Below are 23,008 nucleotides of genomic sequence, written 5' to 3'. Positions count from 1 at the left end.
ATTTTACTGTTATTAGATTATTTCACTCGCTATGAAAAGATTTATTTATTTGATTGTTTTAACGGTTCTATTCCTATCCTGTAAAGAAAAAAAAGAACCTTCTCAACAACTATTCTCAAAATTAAGTGCTTCTGAAACCGGTGTCGATTTTAAAAATAAATTAAACGAAACCCATAAGTATAATTACTTCAGTTATCCATACATGTATTTGGGAGGAGGTGTTTCCGTTGGTGATATCAACAATGATGGCCTAGAAGATATCTTTTTCACCGGCAACATGGTTCCTAACAAATTGTACTTGAACAAAGGCGATTTACGTTTTGAAGATATTTCAAAAAGTTCAGGTATAGAAGGAGATGAAAGATGGTATGCAGGCACCACCTTGGTCGATATCAATCAAGATGGCTATCTGGATATTTATTGTTCTGTCAGCGGTAAAAACCCACCGCATAACAATGTGCTCTACATCAATAATCAAGATAATACATTTACTGAAAAAGCCGCTGAATATGGCATCGACCATGACGGACAAAGTATGCAATCCACTTTCTTAGATTATGACAAAGACGGTGATCTTGACCTGTATATCATCAACTACCCACCTACTAGCTTCATTGCTCCAGTAGAGTATTATGCCTATATGCAGAAAAATCATGAAATAAAAGATTCTGATAGGCTCTTTCGAAACGATAAGGGACATTTTACCGATGTAACTGTCGAAGCAGGTTTGAGTTCTTTTGGTTTAAGTTTGGGTGTTGTTGCCTCAGACGTCAATAATGATGGCTACCCAGATATTTTTGTTTCAAACGATTTTAACGCTCCTGATTTTTTATTCATCAACAATCAAGATGGTACTTTTACCAATCAAATTAATACCAGTCTGCAGCAGACATCCTTCTTTGGTATGGGTGCTGATATAGCCGATTTTAACAACGATGGTTATATGGATATCTTTCAGTTGGATATGTCGGCTGAGGATAATTTTCGTTCCAAAGCAAATATGTCTGCGATGGACCCTACCGCTTTCTATAATTCTGTGGACTATGGGTTGCATCATCAATATATGCAGAATTCGTTGCAAATGAACAACGGAAATGAATCTGGAGAAGTTCCACTATTTAGCAATATATCCCGTTTGGCTGGGGTCTCCTCAACGGACTGGAGTTGGGGAGGTCTCTTGGCAGATTTTGATAATGACGGATGGAAAGATCTCTTTGTTACCAATGGTATTCGAAGAGATGTGAACAATAAGGATTTTTATGCCAAATACCGTCAATTTTTTGATGATTTGGAAAACTCTCCCGATTATGAGAAAAAAGAGGAGGAAGCTGGGCTCCTAACAATACTCCAAGAACTACCCTCGGAAAAACTGAGTAACTATATGTTTCAAAATAATAAAGACCTTACTTTTTCAAAAAAAACAGAGGAGTGGGGTTTTGATGAAAAAACATTTTCGAACGGGGTGGCCTATTCTGACCTGGATAACGACGGAGATCTGGATTTGATCATTAATAATTTAGAAGATGTTGCCAGTGTATATGAAAATAAGAGTATTGCTAAAAATCAAGTTACTATTGACTTAAAGGGAGGTGATAAAGTTTTACCACATGGGAGTAGGGTGACTATTTACACAGCCCAAGGTATACAGACGCAGGAATTCAATACGGTACGGGGTTATTTGTCATCGGTCTCTCCACTTCTACATTTTGGCCTTGATGATGTGGAAGAGGTAGACAGTTTATTGGTGAAATGGCCAAATAATGAGATTACCAAACTTGTAAGACTAAAAGCGAACCAAAGACTCACGGTGAATTACAAAGAAGCGACTGGCGAAAAGCTTACAGGTCAGAATATTTTGGCCAAAACCAAACTTTTTAAAAATCAAGACACAACCAATCTTTTTAAACATAAAGAGAATCCTTTTAATGATTTTGCTAAGGAAGTGCTCTTGCCCCATAAAAATTCGACATTGGGGCCTTTGTTAGCGACCGGCGATCTTAATAATGATGGTCTAGGTGATCATATAGTAGGAGGGGCTGTAGGGCAATCTCCAGAGGTGTATTTACAAAACGAGACAGGTGATTTCAAAATTTTAAGTATACCAGATTTATCCGAAGACAAGTACTACGAAGATCTTGGTATTGTAATCTTTGATGCAGATAATGATGGCGATGAAGATGTTTATATCGCCAGTGGCGGCAATGAATTTGAAGTCAATTCATTGGGATATCAAGATCGTTTCTATGAAAATTTGGGCAACAGCCAATTTAGGAGAAACAAGGGGGCTATTCCCGATATACGAATTAGTGGTTTGGACGTTACTACATCTGACTATGACCAAGATGGGGATTTGGACTTGTTTGTTGGTGGAAGATTGATACCAAAGAAATATCCCTACCCAGCAGATTCATATATTTTAGAGAACGTTAGCACATCTTCTGAAATCAAATTTGTAGATGCAACAGACAATGTGCTACCCAAACTAAAATCCTTAGGCCTAGTAACGGCTTCAAGTTGGGTAGATTTCGACAATGATGGATGGGAAGATCTAGTCGTCGTTGGCGAATGGATGTCTATCAAGTTTTTTAAGAATGAAAAAGGAACCTTTAAAGACGTATCTGAAGAACTTTTACAGGGCAAGTCGTCTGGTTGGTGGTTTGATATCCAAAAGGGAGATTTTGATAATGACGGGGACCAAGATCTAGTGGTAGGAAATTTGGGTAAAAATTATAAATATCAAGCTAGCGAAACCGAGCCTTTTAAAATCTATCTCAATGATTTTGACGGTAACACAAGTCCTGATATTGTATTGAGTTACAAGAAAGGTGAAACCGAATTTCCAGTACGAGGCAGACAATGCTCATCTCAACAAATGCCTGCCATTAAAGCGAAATTTAAGGATTATAATTCTTTCGCCAGTTCTTCTCTAAAACAGATTTACACTACAAAGATGTTGGAGGAGTCATTGAGCTATGAAATCACCTCATTCGCAAGCGTTTATCTTGAGAACAAAGATGGCAAGTTTGAAATGAAACCCTTACCGCAGCTGGCACAGATTTCAAGTATTAACAAGTTTTTGATCGATGATTTCAATTCAGATGGTAATCTAGATGTCGTATTGGCAGGCAATCTGTATAATTCTGAAGTGGAAACCCCTAGAAATGATTCAAGCTTTGGACTGTATTTGCAGGGCGATGGAACGGGTGCTTTTATCCCAAAAACTATGATGGAATCAGGATTGAAAATCGTGGGCGATGTACGTGATATGGAGGTTCTTTCTATACAAGGCAAGAAGCATCTCTTGGCGGTGAAAAACGATGCAAAGGCACAGTTGATTAGGGTAAATTGACATTCTCTGAGAAGCTGCCATCTAATACGGTTTGGAATCAACAAGGTATTTTGAAAAAATGAAAAAAAAAAGTTCCTTTTAAATAGTATACTACTTTTAGTAGTACTTCTATTAGCTGTCTTGGTTTATCATTGCAAGAATCCAAAAATAGAATCAGAGTATGTAAGTCCTGATATTTTGGCCACCCATTCAAATGGCGACCAATTTGTCGGATCTGAAACTTGTTTGGAATGCCATGCTGACATTTATGCTGCTCATATTAAAACCGCTCATTTCAATACTTCCGCCCCTGGAAATGCTGAGAGCATAAAAGGTAATTTTGAAGCTGGTTCAAATATCTTGGATCTCGAAAGTGTTACTTTCAAATTACGTTCAAAAGGTGATTCTTTTTATCAGCATACGGAGATTAAGAATAGGCTGGTAAAGAAACCAGCTGCTAGATTTGATATAGTCATTGGTTCTGGTATTAGGGGACAATCGTACCTGACTTGGGATGAGAATCAATTATTTCAACTACAAACATCGTATTACACACCAACAAATAGTTGGGTCAATAGCCCTGGATTTCCCTCCTATAGCATTGAAAGACCAGTTCGTGAAGCTTGTATAAAATGCCACGTCACTTTTGCTAAAACCAAGGACTATACAGGGCAGGGCAATACCTATGACAAAAGTCAAATGATATTCGGTATAGACTGTGAAAGATGTCATCGGCCAGCGGCAAAGCATGTTGCTTATCATAAGAATAATCCCTATGCTGAAAAGGCAAAATTTATGATGAAGTATGATACCCTGTCAAGACAACAAAGTCTTGATGCATGTGCACAATGTCATTCGGGCTTGCGTGGTCTCACACTAAAGGGTAATTCCTTTTCTTTCCTTGCTGGGTACAACTTGAATGAATACGCACGAAATTTCGATACAGGTAATCAGAATACCAAATTGGATGTACATGGCAACCAATACGGACTACTAATAGAAAGCCAATGTTTTAAGCAAGCTAAATCGATGGACTGCGCTACGTGTCATAACCCCCATATAAAGCAAAGGGGAAATACAGCCTACTTCAATCAAAAATGCATAGGGTGTCATTCTGAATCTGTCGTATGTACCGCAGCATCAAGCAGTGTGCAACTTGTAGGAAACAATTGTGTTGCCTGCCATATGCCTACAACCCCATCTACATCCATGACCGTGCAATTGGGTAATGATAGTCTCGAAACCGCTTTTAACATACGAACGCATTTGATAGGGATTTATTCCGATGCAAATTGAACAGATCGTAGCATTTAAAAGAACTTAACGATATTTCCGTCTAAATACAGATAAATTTGAAATAATAGCATAGAATATCATACCTTGCACCTGCCTATTATAGCCCGTCATTGAACCTCAAAGTTTGGTGGGGTTTCACAGGGTTATTTGAGGCGATGTGCTCAAGACCAGAATTTGAAAAGTATTTTACCAATGATGGGTTCCTTAAACAAAACCAAATTAGATATCAGTATTCATGGAGCTGAATCAAATGTGGACGTTTCTTTAAAGGAAATGGCTTCCAAAGATGGTATTTTCATTTGCGATTTCGAGCTTAATTCCAACACACCTTTATACCCGAACCCGATTACTCTCAAATGGAAGATTCCCAGCATAAACGTAAAAGGCGTATGGAAACCCACAACTGATTTTTCAAAACGTATTCAAGCGGATTGGGAGCTCGATCATATGGAATCTAGAATTTCTATCGATGCACCTGTGATTGCTCTTTTTGGTCATGATGATTCGAATGTGTTAACCTTCTCATGTTCTAACCCGATCAATACACTGGAGATGAATGCCCGATTGTGTGAGGAGGACAATCACTTCTACTGTCATATCACTTTTTTTTCCGAACAAGAACAAGAACTACGGCAATTCAAAGCGCAATTGCGTATAGATTTTAGAACGCTACATTTTTCCCATTGCCTTAAGGAGGTATCAAAATGGTGGGAAACTTTTGATGAATTACAACCTACCCCGGTACCTGAAATCACAAAGAAACCCATTTACTCTACTTGGTATCAGTTTCATCAGAATTTGGAAGAGGCGGCACTAATTGCTGAGTGTAGGCTTGCCAAAACTATGGGTTATGAAGCAATCATCATAGATGACGGTTGGCAGACCAATGATTCAAATCGGGGATATGACTATACTGGTGATTGGCAACCCGATCGCTTTCCTGATATGGAAGGCTTAATCGATAAGGTTCATAAAACCGGAATGAAAGCGGCGATTTGGTATTCAGTACCTTTTTGTGGCAAAAAATCAACTGCTTATCAAAAGTTCAAAGGTAAATTTTTGACCGAAGAACATCGATGGGCACCGGTTTTTGACCCTCGTTATCCCGAAGTTCGTAAACATCTCATTGACCTATACACCAATGCACTAAAAGATTGGAATTTAGATGGGTTCAAACTTGACTTCATTGACGATTTCCATTTGTATGAATCCACTCCTTTGGGTAAAGAGAATGGCCGTGATTTTGCCTCAATCAACGAAGCAGTTGATCGACTTTTAACGGATGTCATCTCACAATTAAGGGCCATAAAACCGGAAGTTTTTATTGAATTCCGTCAAAAATATACCGGGCCAGCGATGCGAAAATACGGCAATATGTTTCGCGCATTTGATTGCCCAGGCGATGCGGTAATGAATCGTATTCGAATTGCGGATATTAGAATGCTATCTGGAGATACTGCCGTACATGCCGATATGATTACTTGGCACAATGACGAAACTGTAGAAGTTGCTGCTCTTCAATTGATAAACACCCTTTTTGGAGTGCCACAGTTGTCAATTAGGCTTCAAGATGCTCCTAGTTCACATATCGAAATGGTCAAGTTCTATACGAGCTATTGGAATGCGCATTCAGATACTTTATTGAACGGTAGTTTTGTTCCTTCCAAACCTTTGGCCAACTACCCAACGCAACGGGTTTCAAAAGATAGATCTACGATAATTGGCGTGTATCAAGATATGGTTGTATCGTTGGAAAATGCCGACCATTTTATTCATATCCACAATGCACAAATTGCGCATGGTATTGTCATTCGAAACAACAAAGACCTCGGAATTTATCAATGTAAAATTTTTGATTGCATGGGTAATCTGATTTCTGATGCAAATTTGGACCTCAAAAAAGGACTTATGGAAATACCTATCCCGCCATGTGGTATTTTAACCGCTGAAAAAATAGGGCATGTTCTCCTATAGTTTCGACCATGTGGCCATTCAAGTTGTAAATATGGGAAAGGCCTTAGATTGGTATAGGAACATTTTGGGCGGAACCGATGAAGAAGAAAAATATGCTTCCCTAAAACATGGAGCATCTCGATTGGAATTCATAGGAGATTGTGTCACCCCACATATAAAACTCATCGTTAAAAGGCCTTTTTTTAGCTAGATGATTGCCAGGAAGTGGAAAATGTGTAAATCGCCTTGTCAAAGGAAGTAACAAAAGCATTCCGATTCTTCGGCCTCCTTTGGAAATAAAATCAAGGAGACTCTGACCCAGGCAACAATATTCTTGAGTTTATTCAATGGTTCAATAAAAAGTAATCGCTATATTTCATTATGACCGAACGAGATAGAATGGTGAAAGGCTTACCATATAACCCTTACGACAAAGCGTTGATTCGGGCAAGAGGTAGAGCACGGCAAATACTCCGAAGAATAGCCGAAATTCCTGAAGATAAAGAACGCCAACGCAAACACTTCTTTAAAGAACTTTTCGCCGAAACCGGACAAAGGTTTCTTATTGAAAATCCCTTTATCTGTGATTATGGTAGTAATATTTATTGGGGCGAAAACGCCTATGCCAATTTTGGATGCATTATATTAGACGCTGCCCCTGTTTATATCGGCAAAAATGTTATGTTGGCACCAGCTGTCAAAATTTTTACCGCAACACACCCTGTTGAGCATGAAGCCCGCAATTCGGGTATTGAATTTGCGAAAGAGATACGAATTGGAGATAATGTTTGGGTTGGTGGCGGTGCAATTATTAACCCAGGGGTAACCATTGGAAATAATAGCGTTATTGGCTCAGGAAGTGTCGTTACCAAAGACATTCCCGAAAACGTGGTTGCCGCTGGTAACCCCTGTCGCATTATTCGCGAGATTAAAACGCATTAAGTAGCAACTAAATCAACATTTTTTATGGGAACATTATCGATTTTATCATTTATTGGCTTTACCCTTTTGGTAGCTATTATTGCCTGGTGGTCTACCCGATCAACAAACGAGCGGTCTGCAGATGGTTTTTATCTTGGAGGACGTAGTTTAGGCGCTATTACCATTGCAGGATCCTTGCTTTTGACCAATCTTTCTGCTGAGCAAATAGTTGGCCTAAATGGACAAGCGTTTACCGAGGGTATTTTAGTAATGGCATGGGAAACTCTGGCAGCTATCGCCATGATATTGACCGCCATAGTACTGCTGCCCAAATATATGAAAGGCGGTATTACCACCATTCCACAGTTTATTGAAAGCAGGTTTGATACGCAAACCAAGGCCATTTTATCGGTGTTGTTTCTATTCGCTTATAGTCTGGTGCTGTTGCCAACCATTTTGTACTCAGGTTCGTTGGCATTTAGTTCTATGTTCGATTTGCCGAATTTATTGGGTTTAAGTCAAAATGCTACCATTTGGGTTTGTGTATGGAGTATTGGTATTATAGGTTCTATTTATGCCATCTTTGGGGGGTTAAAAGCCGTAGCTGTCTCTGATTTGATCAACGCTATTGGGTTGCTTATAGGAGGAATATTGATTCCTTATTTTGGATTAAAGCTAATTGGAGATGGCAGCATTGGAGATGGGCTAAGTACGTTGTGGAATGATCATCCAGAGAAGTTCAAGCTGCAAGGTGAGGTAGACTCATCTATTCCTTTTGGAACGATTTTCACAGGTATGATCCTTGCGCAAATGTACTACTGGGGTACCAATCAATCTATTTTACAAAGGGTATTCGGTGCAAAAAGTTTAAAGGAAGGCCAAAAAGGGGTTATTCTTGCGGCATTGGTGAAGTTTTTAATTCCAGTAATTGTTGTTTTGCCCGGGGTTATAGCATGGCATGTTTTCGACGGTAGTTTGGATAAGCCTGATTTAGCATACCCTGAGTTGGTGCGTATAGTATTGCCTCCTGCATTGCTTGGGTTTTTTGCAGCGGTATTATTTGGTGCAGTATTAAGCTCTTTTAATAGCTTGCTGAACAGCAGTGCCACCTTATTTGGGTTTGACCTTTATAAATACTGGTTTAAACAAGATGCCACGGAGACGCAGACGGTAAAAGCAGGAAAACGTTTTGGGCTTGGTTTGGCGGCGGTGTCAATGAGTATCGCTCCATTTATTGCGTTAGCTCCAGACGGTCTTTTCGCTTACATACAAGAATCATTGGGAAGTTTGAGTGTGCCCATTTTTGCCGTGGTAGTTGTGGGTATTTATACCAGAAAAGTGCCTGCTTTAGGAGCTAAAATTGTGCTTACTGCTGGGGTATTGATGTATTTGCTAAGTCAGTTTGTACTAAGCCCGATCTTTGTAGATGGTGCGCTGGCTCAGGCTGCGGCTGAAGGTGTAACAGATGCAAAAGCCTTAAGCGTGATAAAAGCAGAAGCTTATCCGCATTTCTTGCACATTATGGGTATTCTGTTTTTAGTTAATGTCGGCATAATGCTGTTGGTAGGTAAACTAAAACCAAAAGAAACCCCTTATGTAGAAATGGTAACCGATGAGATTGATACCACCCCTTGGAAGTATGCCTTACTTGCAGGAGGAATTATTACGGTACTGGTACTGAGTACCTATCTGATTTTCTAAAAATACCGAGAATAAAGAATAGCTTCAAAACCGAAGTACAAGGCCCATTCGACCTGGCCCGAAGTTGAGGTTCCAGCTTAGTTGTTTACTATCGGAATTGTATTTTTCATCATACTTTTTATCTAGGTATCGATCTATCGATTCTACGGTAAAAATGCTGATAGCTACGCTTAGTACAACATCTGATAACCAATGTTTACCTTCCCATAATCTTGAAATTGCAGGTATAGCTCCCAATGTGTATATGCCAGTTTTAACCCAGGCGTTTTTGAACTGCTTTGCAATAGCATGTGCATTCGTCATAGCCATAATAGCGTGCCCAGATGGAAATGAATGAAAATTCTTGTCTCCGGCCCAAAGCGGATTAAAGGTATCTTTCGAAAGTTCGCTTAAGGGTCTGGCCCGACCCACAGCAGATTTTACAATTTGCTGTAAAAGGCCCGCCGTTGAGGCCGATGAAATAAGAAGCACTCCTGTTCTACGTAGTTTTTTGTTTTTGGTAATTAACCCAGCGGTGTAAACCAAGCCTGTAATCATATAATTGTTGGATGGTTTTCCATATTCAAAACCGTAGTCTCGAATGATCTTTGGAACATCCTCTCGTATTTTTCGGGCAGATTTTGAAGTTGAATCGTCAAACAAGTAGGCTGTACCGGTTCCTATAACCGTGATTCCAAAATCACCCCATTGATCACCTTTCCAATGTAAAGGTCTTGAATAGGCATGGCCCATTCCTAAGAAAACATTACCCATGTCATAGGTGAACATGTTCCAACGTGTTTCTAAGGTATCAACGGCTGCGTTTTGCGCGCATAATTGCACGCAGTAAACAAAAAGGATAATGGTAAAAAGCTGTTTCATAGCAGATGGAATAAGTATGAAGTTAGGGGTAAACAGAAATTAATTAGAGCCATTTGCCAAAACAGGAAATTCAATTGTCTTGTAGAAATCGTTCAATATGGCTTCTTTTTCGAAATTCTCCCAAATTAGCATTTGTCTATTGTTTTTTGGTCGTTCAACCCATGTATTATTAATAAAAATTGGTGCCGGAATACTTTTTGTTTCCGCCCATGAGCTATTTTTTAAGATTGCCAGCGCCACCATGTCAAATAGAGGACGCGATGAATTTTCATTTTGGGCAATATGTGCCTCATCAAAAATATGGGTAAAAAGATTTACCGAATAATCACCAAAAGTCTCGAAGGTGCCTCCATGTCGTCCCGTTATGGGTGCGGCGGCTTTAGGCCCTAGACCCGGCATTTTTTTATTGATTTCATCTTGGGTAACGGCCACGGCGTCTGTTCCAGAAGGTTCACCATAGCGTACGGTGACCATCTCAAACGGAACCTTACTGTTTAATACATAGTTCATTGCAATGGTATCGTTGTCTTGATTGTATTCGCCAGGAGCGGGGTAATTACTTCCTAACCAGACTATTTTTGTACGGTTAGCAAAAGAAGGATCTTTCTTTAAGGCTAAGGCGATATTCGTTAGTTTTCCAACCGCAACAATAATGACGGTATCTTTTTTCGTTTGCTCAAGAATAAAATCAACCCCTTCTTGTCCATCATAAGAATTGGCATCAAAGTTTTGGGCAATGGTTGCAAAATTTCCTTCCGCACCTTTTAATAAGGGAATAGAATCTTTCAAGTTACACAATTGCATCACCCTTTCCGCCTCATCATAATGCCCTTGTATGCCTTTTCCATTTATGGTGGCATTGACCGTAATACCCCTTACATCAAAGGTGTTGCCGTTTAGCAATAGATAAGCAAGAGCATGTTGGTCATCGAGCTCGTTATTGGCATCGGTATCAAAAATCAATTTTATTTTAGGAGACGATTGTACTCTGGTTTTTGTCTCTTCAGATACATTTTTTGTTGTATTGTCCTTGCAGGAAGAAATAAGAAGCACTAATGTACATAGAGCAAGTATCGTAAGGCCTTTCATAGGAAGGTGATTTTCAGGAAAATTACAAAATAAATGCTTGCGAAAGCCCCTAGAAATAAATCTGTTGAGCGAGGCGGAAGGTATTCGCATGTGCCTCCACGATGGTTTTGATTTCTGGGGAGTAGCCACCACCCATACTACATTGCACGGGAATTTGATGTTTATGACAGGTTTCTAAAACAAACTTATCACGTTGTCTACAACCTTCGAGAGTCATGCTCAAGGTTCCAAGTTTGTCTGTTGCGATGACATCTACGCCACAGAGGTAGAAGATAAAATCGGGCTGTTCATCATAAATTAATTTCGGTAAGGTTGTTTTTAAGATGGATAAATATTCAGTGTCACCAGTGCCTTTTTCTAAGGAAACATCCAAATCGGAAACTTCTTTTTTAAAGGGGTAATTGCTTGATCCATGCATAGAAAAGGTAAAAACCGAAGCATCATGCTGAAAGATTTCTGCTGTACCATTTCCTTGATGTACATCCAGGTCCACAATCAGTATTTTTTCAGCGAATCCTTTGGTTTGCAGGTAACGCGCGCCTATGGCTTGGTCGTTCAACATACAAAAAGCTTCTCCACGATTGGTGTAAGCATGGTGGGTACCCCCAGCAATATTCATCGCTATACCATGCTGCAAGGCATATGTACAAGCTTTTAGAGTGCCATCTGCTATAATACACTCACGTTCGACCAAGTCTTCGGTAAGTGGGAAACCGATTTTCCTAGCCTCCTTTGGCGGAATTTTAATGTTCAGAAGGTCATAAAAATATTCAGGATCATGAACCGCGACGATGTATTTGTCATTCGGAATTTCGGGCTCGAAAAAGTTTTCAGTTGTACAGGTACCTTCATGCACGAGTTGCCTGGGTAGCAAATCGTATTTCAACATGGGAAAACGATGCCCATCGGGTAAGTGATGTTTGTAAATGGAGTGATAGGCTATTTTGAGCATATGGACCTCCTATTTCTTATGCAACTTGAGTTGAATTCGTTTTCGCGGGATATCCACAGACAAAACTTCTACAATAATCTGCTGATGCAGATGTACATGTTCGTTAACATCTTTCACAAATGTATCGGATAAATTGGAGACGTGAATCAGTCCGCTTTCCTTGATTCCGATGTCTACAAAACAACCAAAATTTGTAATATTATTTACGATTCCAGGAAGCAATTGTTGATCTCGTAAATCGGTAATGCTGCGTACATTTTGGTCGAAGGTGAAAACTTTTGCCTTTTCGCGGCGGTCTAGTCCTGGTTTTTCGAGCTCCTCGACAATATCTTCTAGTGTCGGTAGACCTACTGTTGCAGTGCAATATTTTTGCAAATCGATTTGATTTAGTTCGCTTTTGTTTCCGATCAAGTTAGGAATAGCGATCGCTCTGTTCTTGGCCATCTGTTTTACAATGCCATAGCTCTCGGGGTGCACTGCAGAATCATCTAAGGGATTCTTTCCGTCTTTTATACGAAGAAATGCGGCTCCTTGTTCAAAGGCTTTTCCGCCCAAACGCGGCACCTTTTTTATAGTAGCCCTATCTGTGAAAGCCCCATTATCATTTCTATACGCCACAATATTTTCGGCCAATTTTGGGCCGATACCCGATACATAACTTAGGAGAGAAACACTAGCGGTATTGATGTTAACCCCAACGGAATTTACGCAACTTTCAACAACAGTATCTAGGGAAGTTTGTAGTTTATTTTGATCGACGTCATGTTGGTATTGCCCAACACCAATTGATTTGGCATCTATTTTCACCAATTCTGCCAAAGGGTCGGCAAGCCGACGCCCAATAGAGACCGCCCCACGAACGGTAACATCGTAATCAGGAAATTCTTCGCGTGCAATTTTCGAAGCAGAATAGATTGAAGCGCCCGCTTCACTCACCACATAGACCGCTACAGTATTTTTAAAATGGATACGCTTTACCAACTGCTCAGTTTCTCTTGAGGCCGTACCATTTCCTATGGCAATAGCTTCAATCTTGTACGCATCACATAGGGAGCTTATTTTTTTGATTGCCTCCGAACTCTTGTTTTGAGGTGCATGCGGATAAATGGTTTCATTATGCTCCAAGGCGCCCTGGGCGCTTAAACAAACAATTTTGCAACCCGTACGAAAACCCGGATCGATGGCGAGAATTCGTTTTTCCCCCAAAGGCGCCCCCAATAGTAATTGCTTTAGGTTTTTGGAAAATACCTTGATGGCTTCGGCGTCTGCTTTTTCTTTGGCCAATTTTAATACCTCATTAGATAATGAGGGATATAATAGCCTTTTGTAGGCATCTTCTAGCGCCATACGAATATGCGGTGTGCAAGAATTGTTCGATTTGATAATGCGTTCAGCTATTTTAGATATCATGTAGGCATCATCGATTTCAATCTTGACCCGTATAAAGCCTTCATTTTCCGCGCGTAGTATGGCTAACAATCGGTGAGATGGGCTGCGTTTTAATGCTTCACTCCAATCAAAATAGTCTCTGAATTTTTGCGCTTTTTCATCCTCTTTTTTAGTCGAAATCACTTTTGTTGTAAGCATTGCCGACCGTTCCAATTGATTTCTTACTTGGTTGCGTATGGATATGCGTTCGTTCAGCCATTCCCCAATAATATGACGTGCACCAGCTAGTGCTTCTTCCTCGGTTAGCACTTGGTCGTTCAAATATTGAGCGGCTATATGGTTAATACCCCCTTCGTTTTGGGCCATAATGATTTTGGCTAAGGGTTCCAACCCCTTCTTTCGTGCGGTCTCTGCTTTGGTCTTTCTTTTTTTCTTAAAAGGGAGGTACAGATCTTCAAGCGTTGTTAAATTCTCAGAACTTTCAATTTTTCGCTGGAGCTCGGAGGTCAAAGCATCTTGCTCTTCAATAGCCTTTGTAATAGCTATTTTTCTTTTTTCCAAGGTTTCGTACTCGGTTTTGAACTGTACAATCGCACCTATTTGTACTTCATCAAGATTGCCCGTTTTCTCTTTGCGGTAACGTGATATAAAAGGTACAGTGCAGTCTTGGTTGAGGAGTTCGACCGTATTTTTTATACCCTTTTCGGGGAGTTGGGTATGTTTGGTTATATAGGATATGAGATTCATAGGATAATGGAGATTTTCCTGTCAAGTGCATTAGAGGCCCGTTCCTATTCTTACGTTTGCGACAGCCTTTGAAATTACATTTTTAAAGCACGATCTTTAACTTATCCCCTCACCATTACCAACCCCATCTTCATCAGGGTTGACGAAGACCAATTTGCCTTCGGCATTTTCAGTCATGAGAATCATGCCTTCACTTTCTACACCCCTTAAGGCACGAGCTGCGAGGTTGATTAAAACGGTAACTTTCTTACCCACAATTTCTTCTGGAGCAAAGCTTTCAGCAATACCAGAAACAATGGTTCGAATATCTAGACCTGTATCTACTTTAAGAACCAATAGTTTTTTTGTCTTGGCCATTTTTTCGGCCTCAACTATGGTTCCAACACGCATATCCAATTTGGTAAAATCATCGAAGGTAATGGTGTCTTTTTGTGGCATAAGTTCCTTATTTGCGTTCTCGTTCAATTTCTTGGTGGCTTCAAGTTTGTCTAACTGTGCCTGTATTTCAGTGTCTTCAATTTTTCGGAAGAGGAGTTCAGCTTTGTTGATTTGGTGGGCCGGAGGGAGGAGCGTTTCTTTTACAGAAACGTCTGCCCAACTGTTGTCGATACGCGTCGCTAACAGCGAATCACTCAAATTGAGATTGAGGATTCCTTTTAACTTTTCAGAAGTAAAGGGCAGAAAAGGTTCGCTTAATACTGCAAGCCCAGTAGCGATTTGAAGGGCTACGAACAGGATTGTTTTTACCCGTTCTTCATCTTCTTTGATAACCTTCCAGGGCTCCTCATCTGCCAGGTATTTGTTTCCAAGGCGTGCCAAATTCATGAGCTCTTGGCCTGCCTCACGAAAACGGTAGCGTTCTAAGGAACTTGCTATAACTTCTGGAAATTTTCGGAGCTGCGCCAAGGCTTCCGTGTCAGCTTTTAATAAATCTCCTGCTGCTGGTACCTGCCCGCCATAGTATTTATTGGTCAAGACCACCACACGATTGACAAAGTTTCCGAAAATGGCTACCAACTCATTGTTGTTTCTGGCTTGAAAATCTTTCCAGGTGAAATCGTTGTCTTTGGTTTCAGGTGCGTTCGCTGTTAAGGTATACCGCAACACATCTTGCATGTTTGGAAATTCCTGTAAATACTCATGCAGCCAGACAGCCCAGTTTTTTGAGGTGGAGAGCTTGTTTCCCTCTAAATTCAAAAATTCGTTCGCAGGCACATTTTCAGGCAAAATGTAACCACCATGTGCTTTTAAGATCGCAGGAAAGATGATACAATGAAAAACGATATTGTCTTTCCCAATAAAGTGAACCAATTTAGTGTCATCAGATTTCCAATAGGGTTCCCAATCTTTTCCTTCACGTTCGGCCCATTCTTTGGTGGAAGAAATATACCCTATAGGAGCATCGAACCAAACGTATAGCACTTTGCCTTCACCACCCTTTACGGGTACAGGAATACCCCAATCGAGATCGCGGGTAACGGCCCTTGGTTTTAGTCCATCGTCGATCCAGCTTTTACATTGACCGTATACATTGGGTTTCCAGTCAGATTTGTGCCCGACTAAAATCCATTCCTTTAGAAAATCTTCATATCTATCCAAGGGTAAGAACCAATGTTTAGTTTCTTTCAGACTTGGTACAGCACCAGAAATGGTTGATTTCGGGTTAATCAGATCTGTAGCGTTTAGGGTAGTTCCGCAGTTTTCACATTGATCTCCGTATGCCTCTTCATGTCCACAATTAGGGCAGGTACCCACTACATACCGATCGGCCAAAAATTGTTGGGCCTCTTCATCATATAACTGAGCGGTAGTTTCTTCTATAAAATCTCCTTGTTCATGTAGCTTCTTGAAAAAGTCTCCAGCGGTTTTATGATGAATTTCACGGGAGGTACGCGAATAATTGTCAAAGGTTATTCCGAAATCTTGAAACGATTGGCGAATGATTGCATCGTAGGTGTCAATGACTTCTTTGGGTGTTATGCCCTCTTTTTTAGCCTTCATTGAGATGGCAACCCCATGCTCATCGCTTCCGCAAACAAAGGCTACATCATTGCCTGTCATACGCAAGTAACGCGCATAGATATCGGCAGGAACATATACGCCAGCCAAATGCCCAATATGAATGGGTCCGTTAGTGTAAGGTAAAGCCGCGGTTATCGTATACCGTGCTGGAGATTTTTGGTTTTGCGCCATGGAAGGAATAGAATGAGCCGCAAAAATAAAGATTTTTAATTCGAATCGGAGATAGTTTTGAAATAGGTCGGTAGATAAATCTCCGAGAAATTATAAAATGTTCGTTTGAGTGCAAAAAAAAGCCTCCGATGTATTGTGGGTACAATCGAAGGCTTCGCATAAAGTGGGGGTAGATTTAGGGGACGAAATTCGTACTCATCACTACGTATATTCTAGGCCACCATTACCGATTTGGCCATTTTTTGATTCTGAACATCGATGCGATAGATATATTTACCGGCAGCTAAGTGTTGTGGTACCCGCTCACGGATATTGATTTCTACTTGACCTTCTAACATCATCTCGTTGTAGACGGTACCCACGAGTTGCCCCAAAATATTGAACAGTTGAATATCAACGTGGGCGCTAAAAGGCATTTCTAAATAGATATGCGGATTCTCATCTGTTGGATAAAAAGGTTTGTGCACAATAGCATCCAACAAACTCGGATCAAAAGGTGTGGGGTCGGTAGGTTCTCCCCCGGGTGGGGTGACATCGCCATCACTATACACTATATCTGGAAATTCGATGCCGCTGCAGTTGAATCCCAAATTTACTGGTGCATAGGGGTGATCTAATAAATGTTGTTCCACTATAGGAATATCAACGCACAGCCATTCAGCGAGAACAGTTGCATATAAATCTCTAAAGTCCATAGTGTATTCCAAGTTTCCACGGCCATCAGGGTTGTCAAGTGTTGGATGTTCACCAACGAAAGCACTGCCGTTCAATCCTGATCCAAAGAAGAGGGTTGGAGCTGCTTTACCATGATCGGTTCCGTTTGAACCATTTTCAAAAATTCGCCTTCCGAATTCCGAAAAGGTCATACTCAACACTTTATCGTCTTGTTGTGTAAAGCCTAAATCATCATAAAAGTTATCAACGGCTACCGATAGGTTGGTCATTAAACGCTCATGAGCCAACGGCTGATTGCCATGGGTGTCAAAACCTCCCATTGAAATCATATACACTTTGGTACCTAGGTTTCCTTTAATAAGTCGTGCTAAAAGTGCTAACTGTCTTGCAAAATTGTTGTCTTGGTACTCCACTTGATTCTGACCGCGTAACCAGGCTTCGTGAATCGTTCCTGCATACTCATTGGTAACATTAGAAACACCTCTTAGATATCGTAGTTGATCGCCATACATACAATCATCAAATAGCGCCTCATCAACGGAGTATTGCAATCCTGTCTCGGCGATTTCTTCTAGTTGATCTATATTATTGGTGACAAATGCATAGTTGGTCTCTTCTCCTTCAAAAACTAGGCTTCCGAACTGACCAATCTGTATTGCAGCAGGTCCTTCTGGTCTACTTCCTGGAAAATCTGATAAATAATCGGGGAAGCAATGTTCGAAATGTCTTCCCATCCATCCTGTATTCAATCCGCTAAAACCTGTAGTGGTCAAATCTGTGTTGGCAAAGATATCTGAACCTGTGAAGTGAGATAAACTTTGACCTTCATAACCGACTCCATGAACAGCCTTGAATTGACCATCGCCCCACATGGGTTGTAAAGCGCTCATATAAGAAGGCACTCCAAACTCATCAGTAAGTTTTAAAACCTTACTTTCGGGAATATAGATATTTGGTCTGGCAGTAGCATAAGAATCGTATTGTTCGATAGGAATAACGGTACTCAAACCATCATTTCCGCCTGACAGGCGAATCAATATTAAGATATTGTCTGTTTCTGCATCTGCGATTGCAGAGGTTAATGGTGAAGGGGCAGAAGCGGTAAGCATGTTGCTACCCAACATCATTGAACCTGAACCGGCAATTCCTAAAGCTTGTAAAAACGAGCGCCGGCTCCATTGCTTGTGTTCGGTATCGTGGCCTTCATGTTCGAGACCTTTATATGGGGTTAAATCTTTATCGTGAGTATCGCACATAGTAGTAGGTTTATTTTAGTTGATATTCAGGTTGTCTAGAAAGGTAAGTTAATAACAAGAACACTTGAAATGGTGCTTGAGGCCATGTTGCCAAGGTCCAGGTTTCATCATTCCCTCCTTCATAGTACGTGGGGTCAATATCACTTCGGAATGCTGCGAAAGCTAGTTGATATTGCGACTCATTCAGCAATCCCTTAGGAAGTATGAAATCAATTATAGGTCTTGCTATGACATCAGGATTGTTACTGGTTAATCCGTCATTTCCGGTAATGTCTAGCCCGAATGTTCTGAATTGTTCGTTATCACCCTGATAGAAACTATCAAGCACATCTTCCATAGTTAGCCATCGGCCGATCATAAAATTGGTATTAATCCAACTTCTATCTCTTTGCCAACCCGCTACGTCAACTGGGTCGAACAACCTTTGACTAAGAAGACCACTATAGTTAATCATAGTAGCTACGGTGGTATCTGAATAGGCAAAATCGGTTTCCTTCATTATATTAAAGTAAACGTCATATGGACTCTTAATGATCACACCTAGGGCGTCATCGTCATAAAAATGCTCACTTTTAAATAATTGAGACAAGACAGGAGCGAGTTCAAAATTGGCGCCTACAAAGGTGGCTGCCATACCTGATATTATTGTTTGCGCATTTCCGGCATCGTCTCTAGAATCAGGATGCACAAAAAATTCGTACAATTTTCTACAGATAAATTCCGCAATTTCATTCGGTCGTTCTGTAAAAAGGATGTTGATGACGTCGTCATATCCCCAATTGCCAGTTTGACCAAAAATGGTTTTTGGTCCAGCATCATGTCGTTCAGGGTTGAACATTACAGTCTCACAGCCTAGTTCACCGCGCTCAACATAGCCAGTAAGTGCTTTTGCTGTTTCGATGATGTCTTCTTCGGTATAACCGTTTCCATCACCCAAACTAAAGAGCTCATATAATTCTCGGGCATAATTTTCATTCGGATTGTTGCCATTATTGTACACTCCATCTAAGTAATACAACATGGCGTTAGTCAGTCCAATTTCACTTACGAAGGTTCTAAAATTTCCAAGGGCATTTCGCTGGAGGCAATTCGTATATTCATATAGATACGCATTACAATCGTAGATATCCAGTTCGGTTACAAAATGGTTGCTCCAAAAGAAACTCAAGCGATCACGAAGATTGTTGTTCAACAGGGAGTTGGCATATGCAAGTTCCCATTCGTCTTGTTGTGCTCTTCGAAGTTGTCTTGCGGCATCTTCGTCGGCAGGATAATTGCTGTTGTTCCAATTGGCCCATACTGGGGCTGGGAGTGGGGCTAAATTAATAGCTTGATTAATTAGTGTGTCAACCAAAGCACCTGCGGTTTGACCCGTTCCGGCATTTATGGTTTGAACTGATGCACTAAATCCTAATCTTCTGTACAAATGTTGAACTTGTTGCTGATTTAAGGCACCAGCATACTCAGACAACGGAGAAGTATTACAATTAATGAAATATTCCATAGTCAATTTGGGCGTTAGTATGTTTGTTCATAGCGCTTGGGGCTGCTACTTGCTTGGGGAACTAAAATAACGTAGCTTGAAACAGGATAGTATTGCAATCCTTATGTTTTCGTTGAACTACAAGATAAACTACGTGCTTTTTACTGGATTAGGACGTTTAATGGCACTTTTTTTCGATGAAATGCACGTTTTTGAATTAATTTTTTGAGAATCATGGGAAAACACAACGAGTTCGGAAAGGAAGGAGAGGAGATTGCAGTGGAATATTTGATGAAGCAAGGATATCAAATTAAATACAAGAATTATAGGTATTTGAAAGCTGAGATTGATATTATAGCTCAGCAAGAAAATACCCTGGCGATTATTGAGGTGAGGGCCCGTAGTAATGACAGAATCATACCTATTGCCGATACCATCACCAAGAAAAAAATCCAACTTTTGGTACTGGCTGCAGATCACTATATAGTTGAAAATGATCTCGATGTCGAGGTTCGATTCGATGTGATTACCATCCTTAAAAATAAGTCTGTTTTTAAGATTGAACACTTAAAAAGTGCATTTTATCATTTCTGACAATTTGTTTTATTTATAACAGTTTGTTATTTTTGTTTTCAAATTCAACCATATGAAAACAATTTCATCAGTCGTAGAACAGTATATCAAAAAAAAGCCTTTCCTGCAGAGTGCTTTGGCTCAGGGAATCATCAACCTGACTTCGCTTTCAAGAATTGTCAAACCTGAAATCGAGGAAGAACTCGGAAAAGACATTCGCAATGGAGCGATTGTGATGGCCCTCAAACGTTTATCGGACGATTTGGAGTTTCGTGCCACCCATAAAATTATCAAAGTTTTAAAAAATATTGGCGAGATTACGGTTCGCTCCTCGCTAACGGATTATACGTTTTTGGCATCGGATACCATCTTGGTACAACAGGCCAAACTGTTGGAAGCCATAAATGAGAATCAGGATGTCTTCTACACTTCATCAAGGGGTGTGAATGAAATTAATATTGTCATCAGCAATGTGATGGACAATACCGTTGAAGAATTGTTCAAAGCTGAAAAGTGCACTCAAAAGGCCGAGGAACTATCTTCGATAACCGTAAAATTGCCTGCAGAAAATGTTTCTGTACCAGGAATTTACTATTTTATTTTTCAGCGTCTGGCTTGGGAAGGTATTGTGCTCTATGAGGTAATTTCAACAACAAATGAATTTACCATATTGGTTGATGATGATCAGGTAGATATCGCTTTCAAAACGATAAAAGATCTGAAAACCTTGTAGTGTTTTATCGGTTTCTTAAAAACGAAATAACATCTTTGTCGCTTTCGGGCTTGGCAATAATCTGTTTGTTCTCATTTAGAATGAAGTAGGTAGGCGTTGCATGTATGTCATATAATTCGGCATAGTCGCTATCCCATTTGCCCAAGGCAATGGCATGTTCGAAATTGCCCAATTTGTTAGATTCGATGTTCCACGATTGCATATCATCTTCTAGCCCTACGGCTATTACTTTTACATCTTTGTTGTCGCTTAGTTCTTTATGTAAAGCTGGTAGCTCTTTTAAACAGTGTCCGCAGGTACTACTCCAAAAAACCAGTAAATAGGTGCTAGCACCTTGCAAAGTGCTTAGTTTTTTTATAGTATCGCCGTCTTTCCAACTTATTTCGGGAGCGATGGCTCCTATCCGAAGACGATTGTAAATCTCAATTTTATGAATAATGTCTTGATTGGCTGAAACGGCCTTAGCGGTCTTCAAATATTTGGTGTAAACAAAATCTGCAGTATCGTTAAAATCGCTCGCTGAACTTTGTGTCCAAAGTGTATATAGTATATGAAACGCATAGGTGTCTGCAACTCCCTCTAAGTTTTCGAAAACCGTTGTAATATTGGTTTGTATTTCTTTTTCGGTCTGCGTTTTCTCAAGTTGTTCTAGTGGTAGTGCTGTAAAAACATAGTTCGTTAATTTATCGGTGAGAAAGCCCGAAGCTTGTAAGACGGGGTTTGCCAAATTAAGGTGTTCAAAATACAGTCGCTTTCGATTTTTTACATAATCTTGAACAGACTCATAGTCGGATGGAATGTAAGGTTTATTGGCCTTAATAAATTGATTTGCAATAAGGCCCTCTGATTTTTTTTCATAAGATGCTTGGGTAGCTCGATACTTCTTAAGTATTTCTTGAAACGCGTTTACATCTGTTGTACCCTTGGAATAATACGAAATAAGCTCACCTTCGATTGCAGCTATTTCATCGAAATATGTACCAAATAGTATATTTTCTTCAGACCCTATGAAGGCAACGCCTTGTGTATTATCAAAGCTTAATTTTATATCCTCTGACCCGTTGTAAATTACATCGAAGTAGAACTCTTCTTGGGGTATGGCATAAACCAATCGGTATGTTCCTTGAGGAGATTTTTCTGGAAGTTTTAAATGGAACTCTCCGTTCTTGATGGCGGTATCTGCCGTGTAGACCTGTGTGCCAGGCTTTAATCGATAAGCAATAAGCCAACTATAGTCTTTTGCTGGGGAAAATGTACCCGAAATTGTGTTTTGAGCGGAGGCAGAGAAGCAAATTAGAAAGGCCAGCGCTATGGTTATATTTCTCATATGTCGGTAAAATCAAAAATCAAACCAAAGATACATTAAGAATTGATTCCACGGTTGTGGCGGTATGCGAAGCACATACCTCTCTTACCTTCACCAAGTCTTGCAGTGATAAAATTACCTACCTAATCTTGCTCTTGGAATATACCTATTGAAGCGAAGATACCTACTATCAGTGCCTTCTCTTTTTCATGAACAAATCCGTCAGCTATCGCCATTTCTTCTAGGATAAGGGCCAACGCTTTCTTTTTCTCCAGCGTCATTTTCTTCATAATCAATAAGCCCTGATCTGGAGGTAAGTTTCTGGCAGGTACGATAAAATTGCTATCGAAATCAATACGATTCATAAGATCACTTAAGGCATTAATTTCGCCGTTATGTACGGTGCCATCTGCATGAATTACGGAATCTAAAGCTTGTACAATCGCAAGTTTTTCGGCTAAGGAAAAGCCGGGTGTAGATGGGGTCATAATTATTTCTATGTGGGGTTAGAAAAAGCGAAAGTTACACAATTCTATCTAAAAAACAATTTGT

17 protein-coding genes are annotated in these 23,008 nt (G+C 40.2%); 8 read left to right on the top strand and 9 right to left on the bottom strand.

The window, feature by feature from the left end; all coding sequences use genetic code 11:
• The first annotated feature begins 31 nt into the window (after positions 1–31).
• The 6 genes from ABJN95_RS02420 (at position 32) to ABJN95_RS02395 (ending at position 9,199) form a co-directional block, all read left to right on the top strand.
• Complete coding sequence (locus ABJN95_RS02420) at positions 32–3,349, top strand: VCBS repeat-containing protein (RefSeq protein ID WP_348368396.1); 3,318 nt, start codon at positions 32–34, stop codon at positions 3,347–3,349.
• A 177-nt stretch (positions 3,350–3,526) separates the two neighbouring features.
• Complete coding sequence (locus ABJN95_RS02415) at positions 3,527–4,624, top strand: multiheme c-type cytochrome (protein WP_348368395.1); 1,098 nt, start codon at positions 3,527–3,529, stop codon at positions 4,622–4,624.
• A 192-nt stretch (positions 4,625–4,816) separates the two neighbouring features.
• Positions 4,817–6,598: a glycoside hydrolase family 36 protein gene (locus ABJN95_RS02410; protein ID WP_348368394.1), complete on the top strand. Its 1,782-nt coding sequence runs from the start codon at positions 4,817–4,819 to the stop codon at positions 6,596–6,598.
• The gene (locus ABJN95_RS02405) at positions 6,585–6,788 is read left to right on the top strand and encodes a VOC family protein (RefSeq protein ID WP_348368393.1); all 204 of its coding nucleotides are present in this window, start codon (positions 6,585–6,587) and stop codon (positions 6,786–6,788) included. The genes ABJN95_RS02410 and ABJN95_RS02405 overlap by 14 nt, the downstream gene beginning before the upstream one ends.
• Positions 6,789–6,958: 170 nt before the next feature.
• On the top strand, positions 6,959–7,519 hold the full coding sequence (locus ABJN95_RS02400) for a sugar O-acetyltransferase (RefSeq protein WP_348368392.1): 561 nt from the start codon (positions 6,959–6,961) through the stop codon (positions 7,517–7,519).
• A gap of 24 nt (positions 7,520–7,543) precedes the next feature.
• A complete protein-coding gene (locus tag ABJN95_RS02395) occupies positions 7,544–9,199 on the top strand; it encodes a solute:sodium symporter family transporter (protein WP_348368391.1) in 1,656 nt (551 codons plus the stop codon).
• A 24-nt stretch (positions 9,200–9,223) separates the two neighbouring features.
• On the opposite strand, the gene ABJN95_RS02390 is transcribed toward ABJN95_RS02395, so the two are convergent.
• The 7 genes from ABJN95_RS02390 to ABJN95_RS02360 form a co-directional block, all read right to left on the bottom strand.
• Positions 9,224–10,060: a phosphatase PAP2 family protein gene (locus ABJN95_RS02390; protein WP_348368390.1), complete on the bottom strand. Its 837-nt coding sequence runs from the start codon at positions 10,058–10,060 to the stop codon at positions 9,224–9,226.
• 39 nt (positions 10,061–10,099) lie between these two features.
• Positions 10,100–11,149: a nucleoside hydrolase gene (locus ABJN95_RS02385; RefSeq protein ID WP_348368389.1), complete on the bottom strand. Its 1,050-nt coding sequence runs from the start codon at positions 11,147–11,149 to the stop codon at positions 10,100–10,102.
• 49 nt (positions 11,150–11,198) lie between these two features.
• A complete protein-coding gene (locus ABJN95_RS02380; protein ID WP_348368388.1) occupies positions 11,199–12,101 on the bottom strand; it encodes a histone deacetylase in 903 nt (300 codons plus the stop codon).
• 9 nt (positions 12,102–12,110) lie between these two features.
• Positions 12,111–14,237, bottom strand: coding sequence for a Tex family protein (locus tag ABJN95_RS02375; RefSeq protein WP_348368387.1), 2,127 nt, complete (start codon positions 14,235–14,237; stop codon positions 12,111–12,113).
• Positions 14,238–14,333: 96 nt separating this feature from the next.
• Positions 14,334–16,430, bottom strand: coding sequence for a methionine--tRNA ligase (gene metG, locus ABJN95_RS02370; RefSeq protein ID WP_348368386.1), 2,097 nt, complete (start codon positions 16,428–16,430; stop codon positions 14,334–14,336).
• Between the two features lie 212 nt (positions 16,431–16,642).
• Positions 16,643–18,361, bottom strand: a complete 1,719-nt coding sequence (locus tag ABJN95_RS02365) for a DUF1501 domain-containing protein (RefSeq protein ID WP_348368385.1) — start codon at positions 18,359–18,361, stop codon at positions 16,643–16,645.
• Between the two features lie 10 nt (positions 18,362–18,371).
• Entirely contained in the window at positions 18,372–19,865 is a 1,494-nt protein-coding gene (locus tag ABJN95_RS02360) for a DUF1800 domain-containing protein (RefSeq protein ID WP_348368384.1), read from the bottom strand.
• Between the two features lie 213 nt (positions 19,866–20,078).
• On the opposite strand from ABJN95_RS02360, the gene ABJN95_RS02355 reads away from it, so the two are divergent.
• Together ABJN95_RS02355 and ABJN95_RS02350 are read left to right on the top strand one after the other, a co-directional pair.
• Entirely contained in the window at positions 20,079–20,438 is a 360-nt protein-coding gene (locus ABJN95_RS02355; protein ID WP_348368383.1) for a YraN family protein, read from the top strand.
• Positions 20,439–20,490: 52 nt separating this feature from the next.
• Positions 20,491–21,150, top strand: a complete 660-nt coding sequence (locus ABJN95_RS02350) for an aspartate kinase (protein ID WP_348368382.1) — start codon at positions 20,491–20,493, stop codon at positions 21,148–21,150.
• A gap of 4 nt (positions 21,151–21,154) precedes the next feature.
• Here ABJN95_RS02350 and ABJN95_RS02345 read toward each other — a convergent pair whose 3' ends face one another.
• Positions 21,155–22,477 carry a TlpA disulfide reductase family protein gene (locus ABJN95_RS02345; protein WP_348368381.1) on the bottom strand — a complete coding sequence of 441 codons (1,323 nt, stop codon included), beginning with the start codon at positions 22,475–22,477 and terminating at the stop codon, positions 21,155–21,157.
• A gap of 122 nt (positions 22,478–22,599) precedes the next feature.
• A complete protein-coding gene (locus ABJN95_RS02340; protein ID WP_348368380.1) occupies positions 22,600–22,944 on the bottom strand; it encodes a hypothetical protein in 345 nt (114 codons plus the stop codon).
• Positions 22,945–23,008: the final 64 nt, after the last annotated feature.

Origin of the sequence: Maribacter sp., from assembly GCF_039974175.1 — a bacterium.
Classification (GTDB): domain Bacteria; phylum Bacteroidota; class Bacteroidia; order Flavobacteriales; family Flavobacteriaceae; genus Maribacter_C.
This window is presented reverse-complemented; position numbering and strand designations above follow the sequence as displayed.

Bases quoted from the DNA above. Each gene is read 5' to 3' on its own strand.
- ABJN95_RS02420 (WP_348368396.1), top strand. From the start codon at position 32: ATGAAAAGATTTATTTATTTGATTGTTTTAACGGTTCTATTCCTATCC.
- ABJN95_RS02410 (WP_348368394.1), top strand. From the start codon at position 4,817: ATGATGGGTTCCTTAAACAAAACCAAATTAGATATCAGTATTCATGGA.
- ABJN95_RS02405 (WP_348368393.1), top strand. From the start codon at position 6,585: ATGTTCTCCTATAGTTTCGACCATGTGGCCATTCAAGTTGTAAATATG.
- ABJN95_RS02400 (WP_348368392.1), top strand. From the start codon at position 6,959: ATGACCGAACGAGATAGAATGGTGAAAGGCTTACCATATAACCCTTAC.
- ABJN95_RS02395 (WP_348368391.1), top strand. From the start codon at position 7,544: ATGGGAACATTATCGATTTTATCATTTATTGGCTTTACCCTTTTGGTA.
- ABJN95_RS02390 (WP_348368390.1), bottom strand. From the start codon at position 10,060: ATGAAACAGCTTTTTACCATTATCCTTTTTGTTTACTGCGTGCAATTA.
- ABJN95_RS02385 (WP_348368389.1), bottom strand. From the start codon at position 11,149: ATGAAAGGCCTTACGATACTTGCTCTATGTACATTAGTGCTTCTTATT.
- ABJN95_RS02380 (WP_348368388.1), bottom strand. From the start codon at position 12,101: ATGCTCAAAATAGCCTATCACTCCATTTACAAACATCACTTACCCGAT.
- ABJN95_RS02375 (WP_348368387.1), bottom strand. From the start codon at position 14,237: ATGAATCTCATATCCTATATAACCAAACATACCCAACTCCCCGAAAAG.
- metG (WP_348368386.1), bottom strand. From the start codon at position 16,430: ATGGCGCAAAACCAAAAATCTCCAGCACGGTATACGATAACCGCGGCT.
- ABJN95_RS02365 (WP_348368385.1), bottom strand. From the start codon at position 18,361: ATGTGCGATACTCACGATAAAGATTTAACCCCATATAAAGGTCTCGAA.
- ABJN95_RS02360 (WP_348368384.1), bottom strand. From the start codon at position 19,865: ATGGAATATTTCATTAATTGTAATACTTCTCCGTTGTCTGAGTATGCT.
- ABJN95_RS02355 (WP_348368383.1), top strand. From the start codon at position 20,079: ATGGGAAAACACAACGAGTTCGGAAAGGAAGGAGAGGAGATTGCAGTG.
- ABJN95_RS02350 (WP_348368382.1), top strand. From the start codon at position 20,491: ATGAAAACAATTTCATCAGTCGTAGAACAGTATATCAAAAAAAAGCCT.
- ABJN95_RS02345 (WP_348368381.1), bottom strand. From the start codon at position 22,477: ATGAGAAATATAACCATAGCGCTGGCCTTTCTAATTTGCTTCTCTGCC.
- ABJN95_RS02340 (WP_348368380.1), bottom strand. From the start codon at position 22,944: ATGACCCCATCTACACCCGGCTTTTCCTTAGCCGAAAAACTTGCGATT.